The 24268-nt window shown below is 62.6% G+C and carries 23 protein-coding genes; 6 read left to right on the forward strand and 17 right to left on the reverse strand.

Annotated features, from left to right (window positions below; all coding sequences use genetic code 11):
- Window positions 1–133 precede the first annotated feature (133 nt).
- Window positions 134–925 (reverse strand): ABC transporter ATP-binding protein, encoded by a 792-nt coding sequence (locus tag FJ930_RS20465; RefSeq protein ID WP_141839875.1) that lies wholly within the window; start codon window positions 923–925, stop codon window positions 134–136.
- A 145-nt stretch (window positions 926–1070) separates the two neighbouring features.
- On the opposite strand from FJ930_RS20465, the gene FJ930_RS20470 reads away from it, so the two are divergent.
- A complete protein-coding gene (locus tag FJ930_RS20470; RefSeq protein WP_015317160.1) occupies window positions 1071–1475 on the forward strand; it encodes a cupin domain-containing protein in 405 nt (134 codons plus the stop codon).
- 242 nt (window positions 1476–1717) lie between these two features.
- On the opposite strand, the gene FJ930_RS20480 is transcribed toward FJ930_RS20470, so the two are convergent.
- The 6 genes from FJ930_RS20480 to FJ930_RS20505 all read right to left on the reverse strand — a co-directional run bounded on the left by FJ930_RS20480 (window position 1718) and on the right by FJ930_RS20505 (window position 7312).
- Complete coding sequence (locus tag FJ930_RS20480; RefSeq protein ID WP_181763432.1) at window positions 1718–2095, reverse strand: hypothetical protein; 378 nt, start codon at window positions 2093–2095, stop codon at window positions 1718–1720.
- A gap of 1 nt (window position 2096) precedes the next feature.
- Window positions 2097–3548 carry a dihydropyrimidinase gene (hydA, locus tag FJ930_RS20485; protein WP_141839876.1) on the reverse strand — a complete coding sequence of 484 codons (1452 nt, stop codon included), beginning with the start codon at window positions 3546–3548 and terminating at the stop codon, window positions 2097–2099.
- A 99-nt stretch (window positions 3549–3647) separates the two neighbouring features.
- Window positions 3648–4025: a DUF559 domain-containing protein gene (locus FJ930_RS20490; protein WP_246676965.1), complete on the reverse strand. Its 378-nt coding sequence runs from the start codon at window positions 4023–4025 to the stop codon at window positions 3648–3650.
- A 154-nt stretch (window positions 4026–4179) separates the two neighbouring features.
- Entirely contained in the window at window positions 4180–5430 is a 1251-nt protein-coding gene (locus FJ930_RS20495) for a Zn-dependent hydrolase (RefSeq protein WP_141839877.1), read from the reverse strand.
- A complete protein-coding gene (locus FJ930_RS20500; RefSeq protein ID WP_141839878.1) occupies window positions 5431–5871 on the reverse strand; it encodes an endonuclease domain-containing protein in 441 nt (146 codons plus the stop codon).
- 112 nt (window positions 5872–5983) lie between these two features.
- Window positions 5984–7312, reverse strand: coding sequence for an aspartate aminotransferase family protein (locus FJ930_RS20505; protein ID WP_141839879.1), 1329 nt, complete (start codon window positions 7310–7312; stop codon window positions 5984–5986).
- Between the two features lie 227 nt (window positions 7313–7539).
- Here FJ930_RS20505 and FJ930_RS20510 point away from each other — a divergent pair, with 227 nt between their 5' ends.
- Window positions 7540–8175: a TetR family transcriptional regulator C-terminal domain-containing protein gene (locus FJ930_RS20510; RefSeq protein ID WP_027051045.1), complete on the forward strand. Its 636-nt coding sequence runs from the start codon at window positions 7540–7542 to the stop codon at window positions 8173–8175.
- Window positions 8176–8427: 252 nt separating this feature from the next.
- Here the strand turns inward: FJ930_RS20510 and FJ930_RS20515 are convergent, their stop codons facing one another.
- The 5 genes from FJ930_RS20515 to FJ930_RS20540 all read right to left on the reverse strand — a co-directional run bounded on the left by FJ930_RS20515 (window position 8428) and on the right by FJ930_RS20540 (window position 13299).
- Window positions 8428–8922, reverse strand: coding sequence for a DUF3592 domain-containing protein (locus tag FJ930_RS20515; protein ID WP_141839880.1), 495 nt, complete (start codon window positions 8920–8922; stop codon window positions 8428–8430).
- A gap of 276 nt (window positions 8923–9198) precedes the next feature.
- Window positions 9199–9657 carry a carboxymuconolactone decarboxylase family protein gene (locus FJ930_RS20520; protein ID WP_141839881.1) on the reverse strand — a complete coding sequence of 153 codons (459 nt, stop codon included), beginning with the start codon at window positions 9655–9657 and terminating at the stop codon, window positions 9199–9201.
- A gap of 28 nt (window positions 9658–9685) precedes the next feature.
- Window positions 9686–10204 (reverse strand): Rrf2 family transcriptional regulator, encoded by a 519-nt coding sequence (locus FJ930_RS20525; protein ID WP_141839882.1) that lies wholly within the window; start codon window positions 10202–10204, stop codon window positions 9686–9688.
- A 414-nt stretch (window positions 10205–10618) separates the two neighbouring features.
- Complete coding sequence (gene preA, locus FJ930_RS20535; protein WP_141839883.1) at window positions 10619–11932, reverse strand: NAD-dependent dihydropyrimidine dehydrogenase subunit PreA; 1314 nt, start codon at window positions 11930–11932, stop codon at window positions 10619–10621.
- Between the two features lie 2 nt (window positions 11933–11934).
- Window positions 11935–13299 (reverse strand): NAD(P)-dependent oxidoreductase, encoded by a 1365-nt coding sequence (locus FJ930_RS20540; RefSeq protein WP_141839884.1) that lies wholly within the window; start codon window positions 13297–13299, stop codon window positions 11935–11937.
- A 271-nt stretch (window positions 13300–13570) separates the two neighbouring features.
- Between FJ930_RS20540 and FJ930_RS20545 the strand changes: the two genes are divergently transcribed.
- Entirely contained in the window at window positions 13571–14347 is a 777-nt protein-coding gene (locus FJ930_RS20545) for a VOC family protein (protein ID WP_141839885.1), read from the forward strand.
- A gap of 75 nt (window positions 14348–14422) precedes the next feature.
- Here FJ930_RS20545 and FJ930_RS20550 read toward each other — a convergent pair whose 3' ends face one another.
- Window positions 14423–14911 (reverse strand): hypothetical protein, encoded by a 489-nt coding sequence (locus tag FJ930_RS20550; RefSeq protein ID WP_141839886.1) that lies wholly within the window; start codon window positions 14909–14911, stop codon window positions 14423–14425.
- Window positions 14912–15132: 221 nt separating this feature from the next.
- On the opposite strand from FJ930_RS20550, the gene FJ930_RS20555 reads away from it, so the two are divergent.
- Window positions 15133–15525, forward strand: coding sequence for a DoxX family protein (locus FJ930_RS20555; protein ID WP_141839887.1), 393 nt, complete (start codon window positions 15133–15135; stop codon window positions 15523–15525).
- Between the two features lie 22 nt (window positions 15526–15547).
- On the opposite strand, the gene FJ930_RS20560 is transcribed toward FJ930_RS20555, so the two are convergent.
- Together FJ930_RS20560 and FJ930_RS20570 are read right to left on the reverse strand one after the other, a co-directional pair.
- Window positions 15548–17974, reverse strand: a complete 2427-nt coding sequence (locus FJ930_RS20560; protein ID WP_141839888.1) for an FAD-dependent oxidoreductase — start codon at window positions 17972–17974, stop codon at window positions 15548–15550.
- Window positions 17975–18199: 225 nt separating this feature from the next.
- Window positions 18200–19738, reverse strand: coding sequence for a trimethylamine methyltransferase family protein (locus tag FJ930_RS20570; RefSeq protein WP_141839890.1), 1539 nt, complete (start codon window positions 19736–19738; stop codon window positions 18200–18202).
- Here FJ930_RS20570 and FJ930_RS20575 point away from each other — a divergent pair.
- Together FJ930_RS20575 and FJ930_RS20580 are read left to right on the forward strand one after the other, a co-directional pair.
- The gene (locus FJ930_RS20575; protein WP_141839891.1) at window positions 19737–19934 is read left to right on the forward strand and encodes a hypothetical protein; all 198 of its coding nucleotides are present in this window, start codon (window positions 19737–19739) and stop codon (window positions 19932–19934) included. The genes FJ930_RS20570 and FJ930_RS20575 overlap by 2 nt on opposite strands.
- 21 nt (window positions 19935–19955) lie before the next feature.
- Window positions 19956–20546, forward strand: a complete 591-nt coding sequence (locus FJ930_RS20580; RefSeq protein ID WP_140747841.1) for a transglycosylase SLT domain-containing protein — start codon at window positions 19956–19958, stop codon at window positions 20544–20546.
- Between the two features lie 112 nt (window positions 20547–20658).
- Here FJ930_RS20580 and FJ930_RS20585 read toward each other — a convergent pair whose 3' ends face one another.
- Entirely contained in the window at window positions 20659–23004 is a 2346-nt protein-coding gene (locus tag FJ930_RS20585) for an ABC transporter ATP-binding protein (protein WP_141839892.1), read from the reverse strand.
- 102 nt (window positions 23005–23106) lie between these two features.
- Entirely contained in the window at window positions 23107–24264 is a 1158-nt protein-coding gene (locus tag FJ930_RS20590) for an ABC transporter permease (RefSeq protein ID WP_140747835.1), read from the reverse strand.
- Window positions 24265–24268 lie beyond the last annotated feature (4 nt).

The following is a 24268-nucleotide window of genomic DNA, read 5'->3' on the forward strand; positions in this document are numbered from 1 at the left end:
CGCGCCTCGGAAGGCGAACATTCTCGACCGCTCACACCCCTCGATCGACGTCACGGCATGGATCCTAGGGTCTGCGCAGGCGGCTTCGCGCCTGCTCCGCCCTAGGATGACGAAGGCGCTATTGACCGCTCGCTCAATCATCATAGCTGTGCCCTGCCCTGAGCCCATCGCGTACCCGCGCCGCGATCGCCAAAAACTCCGGGCTCTCGCGGATGTCGAGCGGGCGCTTCCTCGGCAGTGTCGATTCGATGATGTCGCTGACGCGGCCCGGGCGCGGCGACATGACGATGATGCGCGTCGACAGATACACCGCTTCCGGAATGGAGTGGGTGACGAAGCAGATGGTCTTGTTCGTTCGCCCCCACAATTGCAGCAACTGCTCGTTGAGATGGTCGCGCACGATCTCGTCCAGCGCGCCGAACGGTTCGTCCATCAACAAGAGGTCGGCGTCAAAGGCCAGCGCACGGGCGATCGAGGCGCGCTGCTGCATGCCGCCGGAAAGCTGCCAGGGATATTTCTTCTCGAAGCCCGAAAGGTTGACGAGATCGAGCGTGCGCTTGATCCGTTCCACCTGCTCCGCCCTGGACAGGCCCATGATCTCCAGCGGCAGCGCGACATTGCGCTCGATGCTGCGCCACGGAAACAGTGCGGCGGCCTGGAAGACATACCCGTAGGCGCGCTTCTCGCGCGCCTGTTCCGCTGTCATGCCGTTGACCGATATCGTCCCGGACGTCGGCTTCTCCAGGTCGGCAATGACGCGCAGCAGGGTGGTCTTGCCGCAACCCGATGGGCCGATGAAAGAGACGAACTCACCCTTGCCGATGGTGAGATCGACATTGGACAGCGCCTGCACCGGCCCGTCATTGGTCTGGAAAGTGAGGCCAAGTTTGCTTGCCGCGACGACGGCTGGCGAAATCCCAGTCATCGGCGGGTGCCTGCCTTGTCCTGTCCCTGCGGCGGGATTCCGATTGCTTTTATCGCGATGTTGTTTTCCACTCGCCCAGTCCCATTGAATTTGTCCCACTCGCCATTGAATTTGTCCCACTCGATTGACGCCCGGAGTTTTCCCGATGTCGCCCAAACCGACATGCCATCTTATCCGCCCTGAAAGCACTTATGAAGGCAAGCAGGGATTGACCTATTTCGCCGGTATTGCCACGGAATCGGTCGGCTCCTCCGGTATCTGCATGCACGTGCTCACCATGCCGCCCGGCGCGCGCGCCAAGGCGCATCTGCACGAGAACCATGAAACCGCGATCTATGTGCTCTCCGGAGAGGTCCACACCTGGTATGGCGACCGGCTCGAGCACCACATCGTCGTCAAGGCCGGCGACCTCTTCTACATCCCGGCTGGTGTGCCGCATCTGCCGGCCAATCTGAGCAACGCTCCCTCTTCGGCCGTCATTGCCCGCACCGACCCCAACGAACAGGAAAGCGTCGTCCTGCTGCCCGAGCTCGATGCCCTGGTTGCGTGAGGCCGTTATTGGCGGGTTAGGCGGCCGACGCTCAATAGCTTCAGGTCCGCGCCGCCCCTCATCGCCCTGCCGGGCACTTCTCCCCGTATAGAGACGGGGAGATGGACGCCGTCGCGAAGGATTTCGCCAATAGCCTGCGTTGCCAGAAAGAGCACCGAGATCGCACTCAGCCCCCTTCTCCCCGTCTCTATACAGGGAGAAGATGCCGGCAGGCAGATGAGGGGCGGCGCCGACGTCGGCAATCATCTGCACCGAGACACTTCCCCGTATACGGTGCCTTCCTCATCAGCGATCACCAATTTCCCGGCATTCTTGGCGCTGTGTTTGATGGTGAAGGTGGCGGGCGACTTTCCCTCCTCGCCTTCGGCTTCACAGTCAGCCTTGACCGTCAGCGAGCCGTCGGCCTGGGCCTTCTTTTCGGTAAAGGTGCAAGCGCTCGCCACAGTGACGAATGCCTCGCTGGTCAGCAGCAGCATGTCCTCGGCATAGACTTCCTGGCCGTTCTTGTTGATGCAGCCGGACTTGTTGCCGTACGGCTTGGACAGGTCGATGCCGGCAGCCGAAGCGGAGCCGGCAAGCAGAACAAAAACAGCGGTGGGAAAATGTCCCGCGTGCCTCACCTCAAACCCCGGTCGCCGGAATGCCTGTCCGCTCGACCTTGCGCGGCGCGGTGATCTCTTTCCATGTCGACAGCGCGCGGTTGACCGCCGCATTCGGCTCGCGGCCGACGAATTCGCCATGCCCAGGCTTCGCCTTGACCTCGGCCTCCTGGATCGACAGTTCGCCGCGCGAGAAGACGAAACGAGGGAGGCCGGTCACCTCGACGCCCTCGAACACGTTGTAATCGATGACCGACTGCTGCTTCTTCGAAGAAATCGTCTTCTTGCGCTTCGGATCCCAGACGATGATATCGGCATCCGCGCCTTCGACGATGGCGCCCTTCTTCGGATACATGTTGAGGATCTTGGCGATGTTGGTCGAGGTCACCGCGACGAACTCGTTCATCGTCAGCCGCCCGGTGTTGACGCCCTTGGTCCACAGCACCGGCATGCGGTCCTCGAGCCCGCCGGTGCCGTTGGGGATCTTGGTGAAATCGCCGACGCCGAAGCGCTTCTGCTTGGTGGTGAAGGCGCAATGGTCGGTCGCCACCACCTGCAGCGAGCCCGCCTGCAGGCCGGCCCACAGCGAATCCTGGTGCAGCTTGTTGCGGAAGGGCGGGCTCATTACGCGGCGCGCCGCATGGTCCCAATCCTTGTCGAAATACTCGCTCTCATCCAGCGTCAGATGCTGGATCAGCGGCTCGCCGAACACACGCATGCCCTTCTGGCGGGCGCGGCGGATCGCCTCGTGGCTCTGCTCGCAGGAGACATGCACGACATAGAGCGGCACGCCCGCCATGTCGGCGATCATGATCGCGCGATTTGTGGCCTCGCCCTCCACTTCCGGCGGACGCGAATAGGCGTGACCTTCCGGGCCGTTATTGCCGGCGGCGAGCAGCTTCTGCGACAGGGCCGCAACCACATCGCCGTTCTCGGCATGCACCAGCGGCAGCGCGCCAAGATCGGCGCAACGCTGGAACGACGCATACATCTCGTCGTCATCCACCATCAGCGCGCCCTTATAGGCCATGAAGTGCTTGAACGAAGTGATGCCCTTGTCGACGACGATGGCCATCTCGTCGAACACCTGCTTGCCCCACCAGGTGATCGCCATGTGGAAGGAGTAATCGCAGGAGGCCCCGGAGGTCTTGTTGTCCCACATCTGCAAGGCTTCGAGCAGCGACTGCTGCGGCGCCGGCAGGCAGAAATCGACCACCATGGTGGTGCCGCCGGCCAGTGCCGCGCGCGTGCCGGATTCGAAATCGTCGGCCGAATAGGTGCCCATGAACGGCATTTCCAGATGGGTATGCGGATCGATGCCGCCGGGCATCACATAGCAGCCGGTGGCGTCGAATTCGTGATCGCCGTGCAGATTGGAGCCGATGGCGACAATCTTGCCATGCTGCATCAGCACATCGGCCTTCCATGTGCGGTCGGCCGTGACGATGGTGCCGTTCCTGATGACTTTGGTCATTTTTGTTCCCTTGTTTTGCTGCGCTTCTTTTAGAGCGCTTTGCTTCTATTCTCGATCAGCCGACCACCTGGATCAGCGTCATCCCCATTGGAATGGACGCTACATGACTCCGACTTTCCGCAATATCTCTTCCACGCACCCGTCGAACGATTCCGCCAATTCACCTGTCGAAAACCTCAGCACGCGATAGCCTTGCGTACTCAGCCAGCCATCACGTATCCGGTCCTTCTCCATCTGCTCCGGTGCAAAATGGTGCTGTCCATCCACCTCGATGACCAAACTCTCGTGGAGAACGAAGTCCACAATGTAAGGGCCGATTGGCGCCTGTTTCCTGGCATGCAGACCATAGAGCCGACGGAACTCCTTTAGCTCGGACCAGAGTTTACGCTCGCCTTCCGTCATATTCCGGCGCAACGCCCTGGCACGTTTTATGGCAGCAGGGTCGATCGCGGTCGGTGCCAAGGCGAGTACCCCCACCCTCAATCCCTCCCCACAAGGGGGAGGGAGGCTTGGGATAGCGCCATCATTACGCAACCGCAAAAGCTTCGTGGTACAGGAAAATACCCCGGCGAGGACGGTCCCCCTCCCCCTTGTGGGGAGGGGTTAGGGGTGGGGGTACAGCGCCGACATCTCATTCGACAATCACCGCCGTCTCCACCACCGCGTGGAACAGCACGTCGGCGCCGGCGGCGGCCCATTCCTTGGTGATTTCCTCCGCCTCGTTGTGGCTGAGGCCATCGACGCAGGGACACATCACCATGGCGGTGGGCGCCACGCGGTTGATCCAGCAGGCATCGTGGCCCGCACCCGAGACGATGTTGCGGTGCGTGTAGCCGAGGCGCTCGGCGGCATCGCGGATCGCCTTGACGCAGCCCTTGTCGAAGGTCACCGGATCGAAATGCCCGACCTGCTCTATCTTGTATTTGATATCGAGCGCGTCGCAGATCGTGTCGATGCCTTCGCGGATGCGACCGTCCATGGCGTCGAGCACTTCCTTCTCCGGCGAGCGGATGTCGATGGTGAAGACTGTGCGCCCGGCAATGATGTTGCGCGAGTTGGGGTAGACTTCCATATGGCCGACGGCGCCGACGGCGTCGGGCTGGTAGTCCATGGCGATCTCGTGCACCAGTTCGATCACGCGAGCCATGCCGAGCCCGGCATTGCGGCGCTTCGGCATTGGCGTCGAGCCGGTATGCGCCTCCTTGCCGGTCAGCGTCACCTGCAGCCATTTCAGGCCCTGGCCGTGGGTGACGACGCCGATGTCGATGCCTTCGTCCTCTAGGATCGGGCCTTGTTCGATATGCAGCTCGAAGAAGGCGTGAATCTTGCGGTCGCCGACCTTCTCGGTGCCCCTCCAGCCGATGCGCTCCAGTTCTTCGCCGAATTTCTTGCCGTTCTTGTCCGTATGCTCGTAGACGTCGGCCTGTTCGAGCACGCCGGCGAACACGCCGGAGGCCATCATCGCCGGTGCGAAGCGCGCACCTTCCTCGTTGGTCCAGTTGGTAACGACGATCGGATGTTTGGTTTTGATGCCGAGGTCGTTGAGCGAGCGCACGACCTCCAGCCCGCCGAGAACGCCAAGAACGCCGTCATACTTGCCGCCGGTCGGCTGCGTGTCGAGATGGCTGCCGACATAGACCGGCGGCAGGTCGGGGTCGGTGCCCTCGCGGCGGGCGAACATGGTGCCCATCTCGTCGACGCCCATTTCGAGCCCTGCGGCATCGCACCAGCGCTTGAACAGATGCCGACCCTCGCCATCCTCGTCGGTCACGGTCTGGCGATTGTTGCCGCCGGCAATGCCGGGGCCGATCTTCGCCATCTCCATGATGGAATCCCACAAACGGTCTGAATTGATTCGCAGATTCTCGCCGGGTGCGGCCATTCAAAACCCCATCGATTGCGCGGCGTCCCCCTCCCCCTCGAGGGGAGGGTGGCCGCGAAGCGGTCGGGTGGGGTCGCCGCTCATGCGCTCGACCTTTTCCTTGACCACCTGCGCGACGTGCCAAGCGCTGTTTATGACATCAGGCTCGTCGACGCGAAAGACGTCAAACCCGAGCGAATGCAGATAGGCGTCACGGACAGCATCGTGCCGTTTGCCCTTCTCGTACTCGTGAAGATCACCGTCGACTTCAACGATCAGCTTCACGGAAAGGCAGGCAAGGTCAACGATGTAAGGCCCAAACGGGCACTGGCGCCGGAATTTGATGCCTGCCGATTTCAGCTCACGCAACTCATACCAAAGGAGAGATTCACCCTTGGTCGCGTGAACTCGAAGCGCGCGCGCCTTCTGGCGCATTTCGAAGCTCACGCGGGTACGGGGCATCAGTGGCCGCCTCGCTGCAAAAGATCAGGTCGGCGCACTGCCGCGCTGACCCCACCCGGCCGCTTCGCGGCCACCCTCCCCTCGAGGGGGAGGGATATCTGCGCCCAGTTCTTCAATCGATAGACCTCAGCACTTCACGCACATGGTCGATCAGTTCGTTGATCTGGCCCTTGGTGATGATCAGCGGCGGCGACAGCGCGATGATGTCGCCGGTGGTGCGGATCAGCGCGCCGCGTTCGAACGCCTTGACGAAGGCCGAGAAGGCACGCTTGGTCGGCTGGCCGGCGATCGGCGCCAGTTCGATCGCGCCGATCAGGCCGATGTTCCGGATATCGATGACATGCGGCTCGCCCTTCAGCGAATGCAGCGCGTCCTCCCAATAGGGCGCCAGTTCCTCGCCACGGGTCAGCAGGCCTTCTTCCTTGTAGGTGTCGAGCGTGCCGAGTGCGGCGGCGCAAGCAACCGGATTGCCCGAATAGGTGTAGCCGTGGAAGAACTCGATCATGTGCTCGGGGCCGGTCATGAAGGCGTCGTGGATTTCCTTCTTCACGAACACCGCGCCCATCGGGATGACGCCGTTGGAGACACCCTTGGCGGTGGTCATGATGTCGGGCGTGACGCCGAAATAATCGGCGCCGAACGGCGCGCCGAGACGGCCGAAACCGGTGATGACCTCGTCGAAGATCAACAGGATGCCGTGCTTGGTACAAATTTCGCGAAGCTTCTGCAGATAGCCCTTGGGAGGCAGGATGACGCCGGTGGAACCAGCGACCGGCTCGACGATGACGGCGGCGATGGTCGAGGCGTCATGCAGGGCGACGATGCGCTCCAGCTCGTTGGCGAGCTCCGCGCCATATTCCGGCACGCCCCTGGAGAAGGCGTTCTTCTCGGGCAGATGCGTGTGCGGCATGTGGTCGACGCCGCCAAGCAGCGTGCCGAACATCTTGCGGTTGGAGACGATGCCGCCGACCGAGATGCCGCCGAAATTGACGCCATGATAACCGCGCTCGCGGCCGATCAGACGGGTGCGCGAGCCCTCGCCCTTCACGCGGTGATAGGCGATCGCCATCTTCAGCGCCGTCTCGACCGATTCCGAACCGGAATTGGTGAAGAACACATGGTCCATGCCCTTGGGCGCGATGTCGACCAGACGGTTCGCCAGTTCGAACACGATAGGATGGCCCATCTGGAAGGCCGGCGCGTAGTCGAGCTCGGCGGCCTGGTGCTGGATCGCCTCGGTGATCTTCGGACGGCAGTGGCCGGCATTGACACACCAGAGGCCGGCGGTGCCGTCCAGCACCTTGCGGCCATCGCTGGTCGTGTAATGCATATCCTTGGCGGACACGAACATGCGTGGCGCCTGCTTGAACTGCCGGTTTGCCGTGAACGGCATCCAGAATGCGCTGAGATCGTTCGGCGTGACTTTCAGCCGGTTGGACATGACCAAGACTTCCCCTTGTAACCTGTTTCGGTGCGTCCAACGCTTGGTCTTTGCCGCGCTTTCGTGCTACGCAAATTTTTGACCGATTGGACAAACGTTAGCACCGCCCTGTCGGCGGTCAAGGGATTACTAGCGGAAATGCGGCTCCTGAAGTGCGTTCCACAGGCTGGGGAAAAACTGGTCCAGAGAATTGGTCCAGACAGACGCCAACGCGGGGATCCGCAACGGTGAACACCGGCACGGAAGCCCCTCGCCGCACCCGCATCCAGCAGGAAAAGCGCGAACTGATCCTGGAGGCAGCGCTCGAGGTGTTCTCCACCAACGGCTTCCGCGGCTCGACCATCGACCAGATCGCTGAAGCCGCCGGCATGTCGAAGCCCAACCTGCTCTATTATTTCCGCCGCAAGGAAGACATTCACGAGACTTTGATGCAGCGCCTGCTCGACACCTGGCTGGCGCCGCTCAGGGAACTCGACGACATCGGCGATCCCATGACCGAATTGCGCAGCTACATCAGGCGCAAGCTCGAAATGGCGCGCGATTTTCCCCGCGAAAGCCGGCTGTTCGCCAACGAGATCCTGCAAGGCGCGCCGCGCATCATGCCGCTGCTGGCGGGTGAACTGAAGACATTGGTCGACGAGAAGGCCGCCGTCATCAAGGGCTGGATGCGTGCCGGCAAGATCGCCCGAACCGACCCCTGGCACCTGATCTTCTCGATCTGGGCGACGACGCAGCACTACGCCGATTTCGACGTCCAGGTCCGCGCCGTGCTGGGGCCGAACCGCGGCGGCGACGGCCGCTTCGAGGACGCGGCGCGCTTTCTGGAACAGTTGTTCCTCGATGGGCTGAAGCCGAAGGGCTAGGGACATCAGAACGGCCTAGCAGGCGAGACCAACTCACCAGTCACCGACTTACCGGTGATTTGGTTGTTACCGACCGGAAGGATTGGCCGGGGCATTCATCATTTCGTCATCCACGGGCGGAGCAAGGAGCGAAGCGACGCAGCGCAGACCCGAGGATCCTGTGTGTTTGTTCAGTGCTATGATCAAAGTGGGAAGGAGGCCGAGAGGATCCTGGTCGTCCTTTGACGGATAGGCTGCGGCACTGCGGCGGGATCAGTTGGAGATCAGGCCGGGCCAGAAGGCGAACAGCAGCAGCCCGGCGACAATTGCGTAACCGACTGCGAGGTGGACTGCTTTCATGACGGGGCGGCCCATCTCCCGGGCTCGCTTAGGGTGCAGAGGATCGTAGATGACGTCGACCGCGGCACCGATAGACCGTGTCCTGCCATTAACCGGCAGATAGGACTCGAAACGCCAGGTTCGTCCGGAGCGATCGGCGAATTCTATGATCGGGTTGTCCGAATATTCGCCAGACTTATCGATGTCCACCACCTTGCCGGTGGCAAAGATGCCACGCCGCTTGAGGACAAAACCGCCATAGCTCTGCACGCCGATGGGCGCCAGGAAGAAGACGCCGCACAGGAAGCACCAGATCTGTAAGTCGCTTGGATGCCAGCCAACGGCTTCCGCGATCGCGCGGAACGGAAACAGCGCCTGATGGAAGATCTCCGAAACGCGTGCCCAGAATGCGGTCCAGCCTTGCTCCATGCCCGCTCCACTCGTGAACCCACGATTTCATACAGGATAATCGCAACGGAGCGATTAACACGGGTGGCGTCGATTGCGCCGAGTTCCCCGGCCCGCTCGGAAGTATTGCCCTATGAAGCGTCAGGCCCCGCTCAGCGCGACATTGCCGCTGAAGCCGTTCATGCGCTGCCCGGTGTCAGGGCCTTGATGGTCCCCCGGAAACCGGCTGCATCGACCGCTTCCTTCAAACAGCTGGAGCGCCGCCGCCTTGGCGGCGCCCCCGGGCAATGGGGGCAATCAGGCAGTCTTGGCGGCCGGCATCGGATGAATGGCGTGGAACGGAATGCAAAGCCGGTTCCAGGTGTTGATCATGCCGAGCGCGACCGACAGCTTGACCAGTTCCTCTTCCGAGAAATGCTCGAGCGTGCTGGCATAGAGTTCGTCCGAAACACCATTGTTGGCGATCAGCGTCACCGCCTCGGTCCAGGCCAAGGCCGCGCGTTCGCGCTCGGAAAACAGTGGCGATTCCTTCCAGGCCGAGACCAGATAGAGCCGCGGCTCGGTCTCGCCGTCACGGCGAGCCTCGCGGCTGTGCATCTCGACGCAGAACGAGCAGCCATTGATCTGCGAGGCCCTGAGCTTGATCAGGTGCAGCAGGCTCACCTCCAACCCGCATTCGTCGACCGCCTTGTTGAGCGCCATCACCGCCTTCATGACCTCCGGCGCCTTGGCGAAGAACTGTATCCTCTGTTTCATCGTGTTGTCCTTTCACATCGACTGGGTTTTAGATTTGCTTGGTTGAACCGGATTTCTGCGGCCGCTGGTGGCGCTCAACGAAAGCGCAGCTCGCTGCAATCGACCGGGGATCGCCTTCCTCGGCGAAATTGGCCACGACGTCGGACAGCTTGGTCTCGGCAAGCGCGGCCCGATAGGCCCTCTCCGCCTTCAGCATCGCGGCGTTGATGCCGCAGGGTTTGACATAGGCCGAGGCATCGAGCTTGACCGGACCATTGCGGCGGATTTCGCCGCAGCGGAAAGCCGGCTCGCGCCCTTCGACCGCCAGCACGATATCGAGCAGGGTGATGCGTTCAGCCGGCCGCGCCAGCCGGTAACCGCCGGTTGGCCCTGGCACCGATTCCAGGATGCCGGATGAAGTCAGCATGTTGAGATGCTTCAGGAGATAGCTCGGCGAGAGGCCAAAGGATTCTGCCAGCGCGGCGCCTGGAATGGTGCTGTTGCCTTCGACGCCCGCCAGCGTGGCCGCGCAGTGGATGGCCGCCTCAACGCCCTCGCCAAGCTTCATTGTCGGTCTCCAAATTCGTCGATATAATTATCCTCGATATATTTTATCTGCAATAGGAGAATCGTAGGAGCCTGATTTTTGAGAGAGGTTTTCTTGGAGAACGAAGACCCGTTGTCGTGCCAAGACGCCTTCCAATTCGGCGCTGGCGCTGCCCCTCACCTGCCTGCCGGCATCCTCTCCCCATATAGAGACGAGGAGAGGGGTGCTGTCGTGAGAGCTTTCGCCAATCTCCGACGTTGAGGAAGAGGAGCTGGCGTCGCGGCCAGCCCTTTCTCCCCGTTTCTATACGGGGAGAAATGTCCGGCAGGACAATGAGGGGCGGCGCCAACCCGTGAATTGAAGCATTGCGCCAAATAGAACCGCCCCGTTCAAAACACGGGGGCGACTGAACTCAACCGACGTTACGACCAGCCGCTACTCCGCTGCCACCTTGGCCATCGGGTTGTTCGGGTGCGTGGTCCAGTTGGCGTAGACCGGCGACACCGGCTTGCCCGTCCGCTCATCCATCGCGCCGGCTGCCAGCGGCTCCATGGTGATGCAGTTGTCGACCGGGCAGACATTGACGCACAGATTGCAGCCGACGCACTCGGCCTCGATCACCTCGAAATGCCTGACGCCGTTGACCATGCTGGTGATCGCCTGGTGCGAGGTGTCCTCACAGGCGATGTGGCAGCGGCCGCATTTGATGCAGGCATCCTGGTCGATATGCGCCTTGGCGACATAGTTGAGGTTGAGATATTGCCAGTCGGTGACATTGGGCGTGGCGCGGCCGATAATGTCGTCGAGCGAGCGGTGGCCCTTCTCGTCCATCCAGTTTTCGAGACCGGCGATCATCTCCTGCACGATCTTGAAACCGTAGGTCATCGCCGCCGTGCACACTTGCACATTGCCGGCGCCAAGCGCCATGAATTCGGCCGCATCGCGCCAGGTGGTGATGCCGCCGATGCCGGAGATCGGCAGGCCGCGTGTTTCGGGATCGCGCGCGATTTCGGCCACCATGTTCATGGCGATCGGCTTAACCGCCGGACCGCAATAACCACCATGCGATCCCTTGCCGTCGATGGTCGGCATCGGCGCGAAATTGTCGAGGTCGACACCAGTGATCGAATTGATGGTGTTGATCAGCGACACCGCGTCGGTGCCGCCGGCATGTGCCGCCCGCGCCGGCTTGCGGACGTCGGTGATGTTGGGCGTCAGCTTGGTGATGACCGGCATGCGCGTGTACTGTTTGCACCAGCGCACCACCATTTCGATATATTCCGGCACCTGGCCGACGGCGGCACCCATGCCACGCTCCGACATGCCGTGCGGGCAACCGAAATTGAGCTCGATACCGTCGGCACCGGTCTCCTCGACCAGAGGCAGGATGGACTTCCAGCTTTCCTCGACGCAAGGCACCATGATCGAGGCGATCAGTGCCCGGTCGGGCCAGTCCATCTTGACCTGCTTCATCTCGCGCAGATTGGTCTGCAAATCGCGGTCGGTGATCAGCTCGATATTGTTGAGGCCGAGCAGACGGCGGTCCGCACCCCAGATCGCGCCGTAGCGCGGGCCGTTGACGTTGACGACGGGCGGGCCTTCCTCGCCGAGCGTCTTCCAGACGACACCGCCCCAGCCGGCCTTGAAGGCGCGGATGACATTATAGGCCTTGTCCGTCGGCGGCGCCGAGGCCAACCAGAACGGATTGGGCGATTTGATGCCGACGAAAGTGTTGCGGATGTCTGCCATGCTCACGCCCTCCCGTTAAAGGTCAGTGCCCGGTGGATGGACTCCGCCGCATCGCGCCCCTGCGCCACGGCCGAGACGGTCAGGTCATCGCCGCCAAAAATACAGTCGCCGCCGGCCCAGACCTTGGCGAGCGAGGTGCGCCCTTCCGCATCGACCTTGATGCGGCCGGCTTCGAGGTCGATCGCAGCACTGCTGCCGTTGAGGGCGGCCGGGACAAAGCTCTGGCCGATGGCCTTGAACACCTGGTCGGCGACGAGCGTCAGCGTCTCGCCGGTGCCGGCAAGCCTGTCGCCACTCAGCGCTGTGTATTCGAGTTCGATGGCCGACACCTTGCCGCCCTCGGCAATCACCCGCTTCGGCTGCAGCCAATGGCGGATGGTGACGCCGTTGGCGGCGGCCAGATCCTGTTCGAATTCGGAGGCGTTCATGTGCTCCTGGCCGCGCCGGTAGCAGATGGTCACCTCTTCCGCGCCAAGCAGCTTCGATTGCACGGCGGCGTCGATCGCCGTCATGCCGCCGCCGATGACGACGACGCGACGGCCAACCGGCAGGCCCGAGAGATCGCTCGCCTGCCGCAGTTCGGCGATGAACTCCACCGCATTGGTGACGCCGGCCGCATCCTCGCCATCGGCGCGCAGCGCGTTGACGCCGCCAAGCCCCATACCGAGGAACACAGCATCATAATTGCGGATCAGGTCGGAGAGCTGATAGTCGCGGCCGAGTGCCTTGCCGTTCTGGGTGTCGATGCCGCCGATCGAGGTAACGTAGTCGACCTCGGCCTGGGCGAAATTGTCGACGCTCTTATAGGCGGCGATGCCGTATTCGTTGAGGCCGCCGGCCTTCGGGCGCGCTTCCAGGATGGTCACGTCATGGCCATGACGGGCGAGCCGGTGCGCGGCGGCAAGACCGGCCGGGCCGGCGCCGACAACGGCAACCGTCTTTCCTGATGGTTCGGCGCGCTTGTAAAATTGCTTGTTCTCGCCCATCGCGATATCGGTGGCGTAGCGCTGCAGCCGACCGATCTGCACCGGCTTGCCTTCCGCCACTTCGCGAACGCAGACCTCCTCGCACAGCGTCTCGGTCGGGCAAACGCGGGCGCACATGCCGCCAAGAATGTTCTGGTCGAAGATGGTCTTGGCCGACCCGATCGGGTTGCCGGTCGATATCTGACGGATGAACATCGGGATGTCGATCGAGGTCGGGCATGCATTCATGCATGGCGCGTCGTAGCAGAAATAGCAGCGGTCGGATTCGACCAGCGCCTCGTGGTGATCGAGCGGTGGATGCAGGTCGGAAAAATTGTCGGCATACTGCTCGGCCGCAAGCCGTCCGCCGGCAATGCCTTCCTTGAACTGGCCTTCTGGCATTTTCAGTTCCCCATGTTTTCGTTTTGGGGAAGGCTAGCACGTTTTATTTTTTTATCAATTGGTCAATTTTCTGGATAAGTCGCTGAAAAACTTCGATAAGAACATGATTTTTTCACTCATATTATCAGCTGAAATCGGGCGACCCGTAGCATCGTGGACGAAACATCTTACTCGACGGCACATCTTTGCGCAAAGTTGTCGGATTCCGTCTCGAAGATCGTCCTATGATGGATCGAAACACGATCGGTGCATAAAGGTGAGGAGACCGACAATGCCGAAATCCCCAATGCCCTTCTTCTGGTACGAGCTGATGACCACGGACCTCGACGCCGCCGAGGCATTCTACACCAAGGTTGTCGGCTGGACGGCGCAGCCCTTTGAGAAGGCCCCCGGCATGCCGCGCTACATCGTCATGAATGTCGGCGAGCGTGGCGTCGGCGGCCTGATGACGATGCCCGAGGATGCGGCCAAGATGGGCATGCCGCCCGCCTGGCTGGGTTATATCCATACCAAGGACATCGATGCCGCCACGGCATCGCTTAAGAAAGCCGGCGGCACCGTTCATCGCCAGCCCGACGACATTCCAGGCGTCGGCCGCTTCGCCGTCGTCGCCGATCCGCAAGGCGCGACCTTCATGTTCCTGCAGCCGAACGGCCCGGACCAACCCGTCGTGCCGGCCGCGACGCCTGGCCATATCGGCTGGCATGAGCTCTACACGTCGGATTGGAAGGCCGCATTCGACTTCTATTCCAGCCAGTTCGGCTGGGCCAATGCCGGCGATTTCGACATGGGGCCGATGGGCATCTATCAGACCTTCACGGCCGGCCCCGAATCCGGCGGCGGCATCATGAACAAGCCGGAGCAGATTCCGGTGCCGGTCTGGCAGTTCTATTTCAACGTGACAGCCATCGACGCGGCGGCCAAACGCGTGACCGACAATGGCGGCAAGGTCCTGATGGGACCGATGGATGTGCCCGGCGGCAGCTGGATCGTGCAGTGCCAGGATCCGCAGGGCGCCCATTTCGCGCTGATGGCGCCGGGACGTTAGGGGAACGGCGACGGCTCGCACGACAGACGGCCATTCATCACGTCGCCGACGAACGGCGGTCCCGGCTGGCGCCAGTTATTCCGGCGCCAGCACGGCGACCTTGAGATCAGCTTTCTTCGCACCGCTGAACTGGAGGGTGGCCTGGCCGGCCGCGAGCTTGAAGCGCACGCTCTTGCGGATACCCGGGCAAGTCTTGACGCCGCTGTAATCGGCCGATCTCACGGCCTTGCCATCCTGGATGACATCGATCCAGGCCTCGCCCGACAGGCTTATCTGGATGCTCCCCTCGGGCGGCACGGCCACACTTGCGACGGCGCCAAACGTGCCCGGCGCCGGCGCATGCTCGGGCCGCATCGCGAAGCCGGCCTTCTCGACCGGCACCAGTGCGAGATCCGCTGCCGCACCGACCGCCAGCGTTGCCCCCGACGGCATTGCTGGCGCCGCGGGAAACAGTGCCTGTTCGCGCGTCACCGGCCATTTGAAGGCCTCACACCCCGCGTCCTCGGCCATGACGGCGGTCGTCGCCGCCAGCATGGCTGCGAAACCAAAAACGAGTGTCTTCATGGCGGGCTCCGTAGGACCGAATGGCGGATCGGGAGAGATTTGCGCCAACTATAGCGCCACGAAGCAAGATGACCAGTGGAACCAATCGGTCCGCTTCGCCTTCTTTGTCTGCCCGATCATGTCCTCCTCACCGACAATTGATATCGGTGCGAACGTTGTGAATGGTCCGGCTATCGGGGATGCTTTATGGCCGGGCCGGGAGGGACAAATCGGAGTTCTAGATGAAGCTTTTCGAAGGTCTTGCCAGATACCAGCCGCAGGCGCTCGGCATGCTGCGCATCATGACCGCGCTGCAGTTCATCGAACATGGCAGCCAGAAGCTGTTCAACTTCCCGGCAAGCGCCCAAGCCCACGCCCTCACCGGACTGACCACCGCTGCCGGCATCCTTGAATTCGCCGGCGGCATCCTGCTGGCGCTTGGCCTGTTCACGCGCCCGGTCGCGTTCCTCCTGGCCGGCGAAATGGCAATCGCCTATTTCTCGGCGCACATGCCGCGCGACTTCTTCCCGGTCAACAACAGCGGCGACGCGGCGATCTCATTCTGCTTCATCTTCCTTTATCTGGTCTTTGCCGGTGCCGGAGCCTTCGCGCTCGACAACCAACGCAACGCATGATGCCCCCGTGCGGGGGTGAACCTCACCCCCGCATGCGCTCGAAATTCGCATCGAACAGTGGCGTGGCCTGGATGCGCGCCACATGCCGCTTGCCCAGCAACTCGATTTCGAACCCGTCGCTCTCGTCGGCGATCTCCTTCGGCACGTAACCGACGGCGACGGATTTCTTGGAATGATGCGCGAAGCCGCCCGACGTCACCCAGCCGCGCACCGTGCCGCCGAACCAGATCGGCTCGTCGCCGATGACATCGGCGTCGTCGGCCTCGACGATGAAAGTGCGCAGGCGCAGCTTGCCGCCCTGCTTGCGCTCGGCGAGTGCCGCCGCCTTGCCGATGAAATCGGCCTCCTTGCCATAGGCGACGAAGCGGTCGAGCCCGGCTTCCAGCGGCCCGTAGATCGGCCTGTATTCGCGTCCCCACGAGCCGTAGTTCTTCTCCAGCCTGAGCGCGTTGAGGGCACGTGAACCGAACAGGCCGATGCCGAATTCCGCGCCCGCCGCCATCAGCGCCTGGAACGCCGCACGCTGATATTCCGGCGCCACCCAGATCTCGTAGCCGAGATCGCCGGTGTAGCTGACGCGGCCAACCAGGCACGGCGCCATGCCGATATCCATTTTCGCCACCGCCATGAACGGAAACGCAGCGTTGGAGACATCCGCTCGGCTGACCTTGGCCAACACATCCCGCGCTTTCAGCCCGGCGATGGCAAGGCCGGTGAGTTTCGCTCCCAGCGCTTCGATGCGCACCGAACCGTCCTTCGGCAGATGCGCCTCGAACCAGCGCATGTGGTATTCCTCGGCAATGCCGGAGCCGGCGAGGAACCAGCCATCGGCTCCGAGATTGGCCAGCGTGAAATCGCCGATCAGTCTGCCGTCCTCCTTCAGCATCGGCGCCAGCGTCATCCGGCCGGGCTTCGGCAGCTTGCATGCAAGCATCTTGTCGAGCCAGGCCGCCGCGCCCTCCCCTGTCACCTTGTATTTGGCGAAGCTCGAAATCTCCGACAGGCCGACGCCGCCGCGGACTGTCGCGACCTCGCTGGCGACATGGGTGAAGTCGCTCGAACGGCGCCATGAGAACTCGTCCTTGACGCCCTCCGGCGCATACCAGAGCGGCACTTCCAACCCGTAGGCGACGCCCCATTGCGCGCCTCTGGCCGACAACAGGTCGTAGACAGGAGTTGTCTTCAGCGGCCGTCCGGCCGGCAATTCCTCATTGGGAAAGCGGATCGAGAAGCGCCTGGAATAGTTCTCCCGCACCTTGGCGTTGGTGTAGGCCATCGTCGCCCAGTCGCCGTAGCGCGCCACATCCATCGCCCAGATATCGGCGCCGGGATCGCCCTCGATCATCCAGTTGGACAGCGCCAGGCCGACGCCGCCGCCCTGGCTGAAGCCGGCCATCACGCCGCAGGCGACCCAAAAGCCCGGCAGGCCGCGCACCGGCCCGACCAGCGGGTTGCCGTCAGGCGCGAAGGTGAAGGGCCCGTTGATGATCTGCTTGATGCCGGTGTTCTGGAAGGCCGGGAAATGCCGGAAGCCGACCTCCAGCGACGGTGCGATGCGGTCGATGTCCGGCCCCAGCAATTCATGGCCGAAATTCCATGGCGTTTGGTATTCGGACCATGGCTTGTTGGCCTTCTCATAGGTCCCCATCAGCATGCCGCCGCGCTCCTGGCGCAGATAGAGCTCACCGTCGAAATCGACCGCGTGGATGATCTCGGTGCCGGTCTTGGCGTTCCAGTCGGCAACCTCCGGCATGTCCTCGGTGATCAGGTACATGTGTTCCATGGCCAGCACCGGCAGTTCGAGCCCGACCATGCGGCCGACTTCGCGTGCCCACAGGCCGCCGGCATTGACGACATGCTCGGCCACCACCTGGCCCTTGTTGGTGATGACGCGCCACATCCCGTCGGGCCGCCGCACGATGTCGTCGACCTTGGTGAAGCGCTCGACCTCGGCGCCGAGCTTGCGCGCGGCCTTTGCATAGGCGTGCGTCACGCCCGAAGGGTCGAGATGGCCGTCCTCCTTGTTGCGGACGGCGCCGACGAACTGCTTGGGGTCGAGCAGCGGCATCAGTTCGGCCGCCTCTTTCGGCGAGATCACTTCCAGGTCGATGCCAAGATAGCGGCCCTTGGCGACGACACCGCGCAGCCAGTCCAGCCGCGCCTCGGTCGCCGCGAGAAGCACACCGCCGGTCAGGTGCACGCCGGTCGCCTGGCCGGAGAGTTCCTCGATCTCCTTGTAGAGATTGATGGTGTATTTCTGCAGCTTGGCGACGTTGGGATCGCCATTGATCGTATGCATGCCGCCCGCCGCGTGCCAGGTCGAGCCGGAGGTCAGCTCGTCGCGTTCCAGTAGCACCACGTCGGTCCAGCCGTGGCGGGCAAGATGGAACAGCACGGAACACCCGACGACACCGCCGCCAATGACCACGACCTTTGCATGCGATTTCATGGATTTTTCTCTGATATCAGTGAGTTGGATGGATGAGCGGATTCAGGATGGGAGGGATCTATTTGGGATTCGTAAAGGTTGGCGCCGCCCCTCATCCGCCTGCCGGCACCTTCTCCCCGTATAGGGACGGGGAGAAGGGAGAAGCTGCGACGTTAGCGCCCCCCTCTCCCCGTTCTTCACGGGGAGAGGGTAAGGGTGAGGGGCAGCGCCGACCTTTGAAAACCATCACGGCTCGCCCTGCCCGATAGCCTCACGCCGCTTCGCCATGTAGGCCTCCAGCGCCTCGCGCACGGCGATGTCCATCGCCGGCTCGGCATAGTCCTCCAGCGCCTTCTTCCACAGCCGCGTCGCGCGCGCGGTGGCGTCGAGGCCGCCGGCCTCCTGCCAGGCCTCGTAATTCTGCCAGTTGGACAGCATCGGCTGGTAGAAGGCGGTGGCATAACGCTCCAGCGTATGCGGCTCGCCGAAGAAATGGCCGCCGGTCGGCACTGCCCCCAGCGCCTCGACGGCAAGCTCGGCCTCGTCGACCACGATCGGGCGCAGGAACTCCATCATGTGCTGGATCATCTCGACATCGATGATGAACTTTTCGAAGGACGCCGTCAGCCCGCCCTCCTGCCAGCCTGCTGCATGGTAGACGAGATTGCCGTGGCCGAGCACCGCGCCCCAGAGCGCCATCAGCGTCTCGTAAGCGCCTTGCGCATCGGCGGCGTTGGAGGCCGATCCTGGTGTCGTCCGGTACGGCAGCCCGTAGCGCCGGGCCAGTTGTCCCGATGCAATATTGGCCTTGGTGTTCTCCGGCGTGCCGAAGGCCGGCGCACCCGACTTCATGTCGACATTGGAAGTGAAGGCGCCATACATGACCGGTGCGCCGGGCCGTACCAGCTGCGTCAACACCACGCCGAACAGCGCCTCGGCATTCTGCTGCGCCAGCGCGCCCGCCAGCGTCACCGGGCTCATCGCCCCCATCAGCGTGAAGGGCGTCACCGCCACCGACTGGCCGTACTCGGCCATCGTCATCAACCCCTCGGCCATCATCTCGTCGAAGCGGCGCGGCGAATTGACCGAGATGATGGTGGCGATGCCGGGATCGTCGCGCATCTGGTCCAGCGTCAGCCCGCGCGCGATCGCCATCATCTCGATGCCGTCCAGCGCCCTGCCCCGGCCGATCGCCGAGACATGGAAACTTTTGTCGGTCAGCGTCAGATTGGTGAAATAGGTATCGAGGTGGCGCGAATTGGCCGGCAGTTCGACCGGCGCGCAGACCTGGTTGCCGAGCATGTGGACGCAGTTGAAATGCTGCGCCAGCCGGGTGAGGTCGGCATAATCGCGCAGATTGCCCGCGCGCCGGCCACGCTCCATGTCGTGCACATTGGGCGGCCCGGCAACAAGCGTGAAATTGATGGTGTTGCCGCCAAGATGGACCGTATTGGCTGGGTTGCGCGGTGTTAGGCGGTAGCTGGACCGCGTCGTCTTCAGCGCCTCGTCGACCATGCTGCGATCGATACGGACATTGGCCGTTGCGTGATCGACCTTGGCGCCAGCCTTCTCGAACAGCGACAGCGCCCGCGGGCTCATTACCTCGATGCCGAAATTCTCCAGGACGTGCATCGACGCCTGGTGGATTGCCTCGATCTGGTCGGCGGACAGCAACGCCATCGGCGGATAGGGATTCCTCACCCGCCGGGGCGGCAGTTGCGGAATGGGCGCTGGCCCCCTGTTGCTGGTGCGCTCGGCGCCGCGCTTGCGTCTTGGCTCGTTCATGCCCGACATCAAAGCCTCGGCAAACCGGGCGAGCTTTCAGAAATACGTCATTTACAGGCGTGATTTTAGCCAAGGCGGCATCCATGCAGCATCGTTTTATAAAAAGCGACAACTGACGTCGGAATATCCCTACGGCATTTTTTCACGCGCCCGTGCCGACGAAGCATTAACGGACGCAGCAAGATTCCTTTTATGATTTCGGCCTATTGCTCATCCAATGCGCAGGTCGAGTTTTAGTAAAATTGTAGCGGTTGGTGTGTTGCTGGCACTTTCGGCCTGCGCGACCGCGCCCAGCCATATCAACAATGTGTGCGCTGTCTTCGACCAGAATGATGGCTGGTTCGACAATTGGCAGTCGGCCGCCGAGCGCACCTCGCAGAAATACGGCGTGCCGGTCCCTGTGCTGATGGCGACCGTGCGCAAGGAATCCGGCTTCAAGAGCAACGCAAGGCCGCCGCGCACCAAGCTGCTCGGCTTCATCCCATGGAAGCACGTCTCGTCAGCCACCGGCTTCTCGCAGGCGCTGGACGGCACCTGGTCGCAATATCAGAACGAAACCGGCAATTGGGCGGCGCGGCGGACCAAGTTCGCCGATGCCGTCGATTTCGTCGGCTGGTACCACTCCAAGACAGCCGATAGCTACGGCGTCGCCCGCAACGACACCTACAACCTCTACCTCGCCTACTATCTCGGCTGGACCGCCTACGGTCGCGGCAACCGTGGCGACGCCGGTGTGCAGAGCTACGCCCGGGCCACCGACAAGATGGCCCGCGACTATGCCGAACAGCTGAGGCAATGCGGCAGCTGACGCGCCGCCAGGAGCAATTCCAGGAAAGTGCGCGGCGGTTTTCCGTCCGGAATTGCGTAAGACAAAGATCTATAGCGGGTCAACATTCCATCAAACGCTGAACCGCTCTCGCTCAATGCCGCCTTGTCGTATCGTCAGGCTTTGAAACCCCGGTTTCCGAAACCTCGTCGCGGACTTCGTGACGACGGGCTCGCATGGCAGCCTCGCTTTCCTCGACGGCCTCTCCGATTTGGTCAGCCTCCAAACTTCCCGTCTTGCCATGCGGCCGGCTGGGCTGGGTGCCGGCAAAGCCGGGGCCGGCACCATGCGGCGCATCGTCCGGCACACCCTCCTGGGCGGCATGGTCCTTGTCGAACTTGATCACCGGCTCCATCTTCGCCAGCACGTCGTCGGAGAGCCAGCACAGGCTCATATGGCCGTCGCCGAGGTTTTTGACCGGCGGCACCTTGGTCTCGCACAGATTGTCCGGCACCAGCTTCTTGTAGCCGCAGCGTGTCTGGAAAGGACAGCCGGATGGCGGGTTCATCGCCGAGGGGATGTCGCCTTCGAGCACGATGTGCTTCTTGATCACGCTGGTGTCCGCGATCGGGATCGCCGACAGAAGCGCCTCGGTATAGGGGTGGTAAGGCGGCGCGAAGATCTGATCGGTCGTGCCCTGCTCGACGATGTAGCCGAGATACATGACGACGACGCGGTCGGCGATGTAGCGCACGACGGACAGGTCGTGGCTGATGAACAGCATCGTCGTCTTGTTCTTGCGCTGGATGTCCATCAGCAGCTCGGTTACGGCCGCCTGCACCGACACGTCGAGCGCCGACACAGGCTCGTCCGCCACCACCACCTTGGCGTCGCCGGCAAAGGCGCGCGCCACGCCGATGCGCTGCTTCTGGCCGCCCGAAAGCTGGCGCGGCTTGCGCGTCTCGAAGGCACGCGGCAGCTTCACCAGGTCGAGCAGTTCTAGCATGCGCTTGCGCCGGTCGGCGACCGTCTTGCCGACCTTGAATTTCTCCAGCGTGCGGATGATCTGTGCTCCGACCGAATGGCTGGGGTTGAGCGTGTCGAACGGGTTCTGGAACACCATCTGGATCGACGACACCGTATCGACGCTGCGGCTCTCGATGCCGGTCGACTGGATTTCCTTGTTGCCGAGCTTGACACTGCCAGAGCTTGCCGTCTCAAGCCCGAGCAGCACCTTGGCCAGCGTCGATTTTCCGCAGCCGGATTCGCCGACAATGGCGACCGTTTCGGATTCACGCGCCGTGAACGAGATCGTCTCGTTGGCCTTCACGACGCGGCCTTCGCTCGAGCCGAACACCTCGCTGCCGCCAACCTTGTAGTATTTCCTGAGGTCCTCGATCTTGAGCACGGGGGCGCCGGGCACGACCTTTTCGTTGACCTTCTTGGCACCGGGCGGCAGCGCTTCCCAGTCGATCTCGTTGAAGCGCACGCAGCGCGAGAAATGGCCTTCATGTCCCGCGACCTCGACCATCGGGATTTCGGCGGCATTGCAGACGCCCTCGACGAAATGGTGGCAGCGCGGGCCGAAATTGCAGCCCTTCGGCCGCTCATGCGGCAGCGGCAACTGGCCGGGGATCGAGATAAGCGGCCGCGAGTTCTTGTCCGCGCCTGGCAGCGGGATCGAGCGGAACAGCCCCTGCGTGTAGGGATGGCGCATCCGGTCGAACACGTCCTTGATCTTGCCGGTCTCGACCGCCTCGCCCGAATACATCACCGTGATGCGGTCGCAGGTCTCGAGGATGAGGCCGAGATTGTGCGACACGAAGATCATCGAGGTGCCGAACTTCTCGCCCAGCCCCTTGACCAGTTCGACGATGCCCGCCTCCACCGTCACGTCGAGCGCCGTGGTCGGCTCGTCGAGAAGAAGCAGTGCCGGCTTCGACAGCAGCGCCATGGCGATGACGATGCGCTGCTGCTGGCCGCCTGACAGCTGGTGCGGATAGGAGCGCATCATGCGCTCAGGGTCCGGAAGCTTGACCGAGCGCACCATTTCGAGCGCGCGCCTATGGGCCTCTTCCTTCGACACCTTGTCGTGGATCAGCGGCACTTCCATCAGCTGCTGGCCGATCTTCATCGCCGGATTGAGGCTGGCCATCGGCTCCTGGTAGATCATGGCGATCTTGTTGCCGCGGATCGAACGAAGTTCGTCCTCGGAGAGCTCGCCCATGTCCTTGCCCTGGAACTTGATCCTGCCGCCGACGATCCTCCCGATGTTGGAGAGATCGCGCATGATGCCGAGCGACACGGTCGACTTGCCGCAGCCGGATTCGCCCACGATGCCCATCGCCTCGCCGGGCATGACCGTGCAGGAAAAGTCCATCACGGCCGGTATCTCGCCCTTGCGGGTGAAGAAGGAGATCGACAGGTTTTCGATCTCGATGATCGGCCCATTGGTCGGCCCATTGGTCGGCTTGGCCGGATTTCGAACTGCCTCGTTCATGGGTCGCTCCAATCCTTGGTTCTTCCGTTTAAGCATGATCCCGAAAACCGGATGCCACTTTCGGGATCATGCTCTGGGCAATTAGGGTCAAGAACCCCGCCATCAATCCTTCATCGATTGCTCACGCAGGGAATCGGCCAGCAAATTCAACCCCAGCACGAACGACATCAGCGCGATCGTCGGCGGCAGTGCCGGGTGGATGAAGGAGCGCAGCAGCCGGCTGGCGTCCTTGATCGCCGTGCCCCAGTCCGGGCTCTCGGGCGCCAGGCCCAGGCCGAAATAGCCCAGCGTGCCGAGCAGGATCGTAGTGTAGCCGATGCGCAGGCAGGCGTCGACGATCAGCGGTCCGCGCGCATTGGGCAGGATCTCCCAAAGCATGATGTACCAGGGCGATTCACCGCGAGTCTGCGCCGCCGCCACATAGTCGCGCGTCTTGATGTCCATGGTCAGGCCGCGCACGATGCGGAACACGCCGGGGCTGGAGGCGAACACCACCGCCACGAAGATGTTGAGCTGGTTGGGATCGATATGGACGATCTTCAGCGGATCCCTGTCGAAGACAAGGCCGATATAGATCCAGCCACCAATGATAAGCGTAAGCCCGAGCAGGATGTAGATCCGGTCCGGCCGGTTCTTGAAGCGTGTCCAGAACAGCACGCAGAAGAAGATGATCGGGAACAGGAAGAAGACGCCGGCGAGCGCATAGGGGATCGGCGTGTCCATGATGCCCGGCGTCACCAGCAGGTAGAACAGCAGGATCACCGGGAAGGCCAGCACGAGATTGGCCAGGAACGACAGGATCGAATCGATCTTGCCACCGTAATAGCCGGCCGGCAGGCCGAGCGTGATGCCGACCATGAGCGCGAAACCGGTCGCCGCGGGCGCGATGATCAACACGATCTGGCTGCCATAGACCATTCGCGAAAAGACGTCGCGCGCCAGCTTGTCGCCGCCGAACAGATAGACGAGCCCCGATTGCGGTTCGATGGCGCCCGGCAGCGTGTCCTTCATGATCGGGATCTGGCCGAGCGGATCGAAAGGCGAGATGGTCGAGGCGAAGATCGCGGTGAACAGCCAGAACAGGCAGATAAAGACGCCCGCCATGCCGACGCCGCTGTCGAACAATTGGCCGTAGAGCGCCAGCTTCTTCTTGTAGAGGAAGCTCGCGCCCATGACGATGGCGAGCGCGACCCAGACCGGCCAGAAGCGCCAGAGCACTTCGAGGATGATGGCGGAGCCGCTGATATATTGGGTTTGCATGCGC

Source organism: Mesorhizobium sp. B2-4-15, assembly GCF_006658505.1.
GTDB lineage: Bacteria > Pseudomonadota > Alphaproteobacteria > Rhizobiales > Rhizobiaceae > Mesorhizobium.

Coding starts and splice junctions, on each gene's coding strand:
- FJ930_RS20465 (WP_141839875.1), bottom strand. CDS start 925: ATGACTGGGATTTCGCCAGCCGTCGTCGCGGCAAGCAAACTTGGCCTC.
- FJ930_RS20470 (WP_015317160.1), top strand. CDS start 1,071: ATGTCGCCCAAACCGACATGCCATCTTATCCGCCCTGAAAGCACTTAT.
- hydA (WP_141839876.1), bottom strand. CDS start 3,548: ATGACCAAAGTCATCAGGAACGGCACCATCGTCACGGCCGACCGCACA.
- FJ930_RS20495 (WP_141839877.1), bottom strand. CDS start 5,430: ATGGCCGCACCCGGCGAGAATCTGCGAATCAATTCAGACCGTTTGTGG.
- FJ930_RS20500 (WP_141839878.1), bottom strand. CDS start 5,871: ATGCCCCGTACCCGCGTGAGCTTCGAAATGCGCCAGAAGGCGCGCGCG.
- FJ930_RS20505 (WP_141839879.1), bottom strand. CDS start 7,312: ATGTCCAACCGGCTGAAAGTCACGCCGAACGATCTCAGCGCATTCTGG.
- FJ930_RS20515 (WP_141839880.1), bottom strand. CDS start 8,922: ATGGAGCAAGGCTGGACCGCATTCTGGGCACGCGTTTCGGAGATCTTC.
- FJ930_RS20520 (WP_141839881.1), bottom strand. CDS start 9,657: ATGAAACAGAGGATACAGTTCTTCGCCAAGGCGCCGGAGGTCATGAAG.
- FJ930_RS20525 (WP_141839882.1), bottom strand. CDS start 10,204: ATGAAGCTTGGCGAGGGCGTTGAGGCGGCCATCCACTGCGCGGCCACG.
- preA (WP_141839883.1), bottom strand. CDS start 11,932: ATGGCAGACATCCGCAACACTTTCGTCGGCATCAAATCGCCCAATCCG.
- FJ930_RS20540 (WP_141839884.1), bottom strand. CDS start 13,299: ATGCCAGAAGGCCAGTTCAAGGAAGGCATTGCCGGCGGACGGCTTGCG.
- FJ930_RS20545 (WP_141839885.1), top strand. CDS start 13,571: ATGCCGAAATCCCCAATGCCCTTCTTCTGGTACGAGCTGATGACCACG.
- FJ930_RS20550 (WP_141839886.1), bottom strand. CDS start 14,911: ATGAAGACACTCGTTTTTGGTTTCGCAGCCATGCTGGCGGCGACGACC.
- FJ930_RS20555 (WP_141839887.1), top strand. CDS start 15,133: ATGAAGCTTTTCGAAGGTCTTGCCAGATACCAGCCGCAGGCGCTCGGC.
- FJ930_RS20560 (WP_141839888.1), bottom strand. CDS start 17,974: ATGAAATCGCATGCAAAGGTCGTGGTCATTGGCGGCGGTGTCGTCGGG.
- FJ930_RS20575 (WP_141839891.1), top strand. CDS start 19,737: ATGCCCGACATCAAAGCCTCGGCAAACCGGGCGAGCTTTCAGAAATAC.
- FJ930_RS20570 (WP_141839890.1), bottom strand. CDS start 19,738: ATGAACGAGCCAAGACGCAAGCGCGGCGCCGAGCGCACCAGCAACAGG.
- FJ930_RS20580 (WP_140747841.1), top strand. CDS start 19,956: ATGCGCAGGTCGAGTTTTAGTAAAATTGTAGCGGTTGGTGTGTTGCTG.
- FJ930_RS20585 (WP_141839892.1), bottom strand. CDS start 23,004: ATGAACGAGGCAGTTCGAAATCCGGCCAAGCCGACCAATGGGCCGACC.
- FJ930_RS20590 (WP_140747835.1), bottom strand. CDS start 24,264: ATGCAAACCCAATATATCAGCGGCTCCGCCATCATCCTCGAAGTGCTC.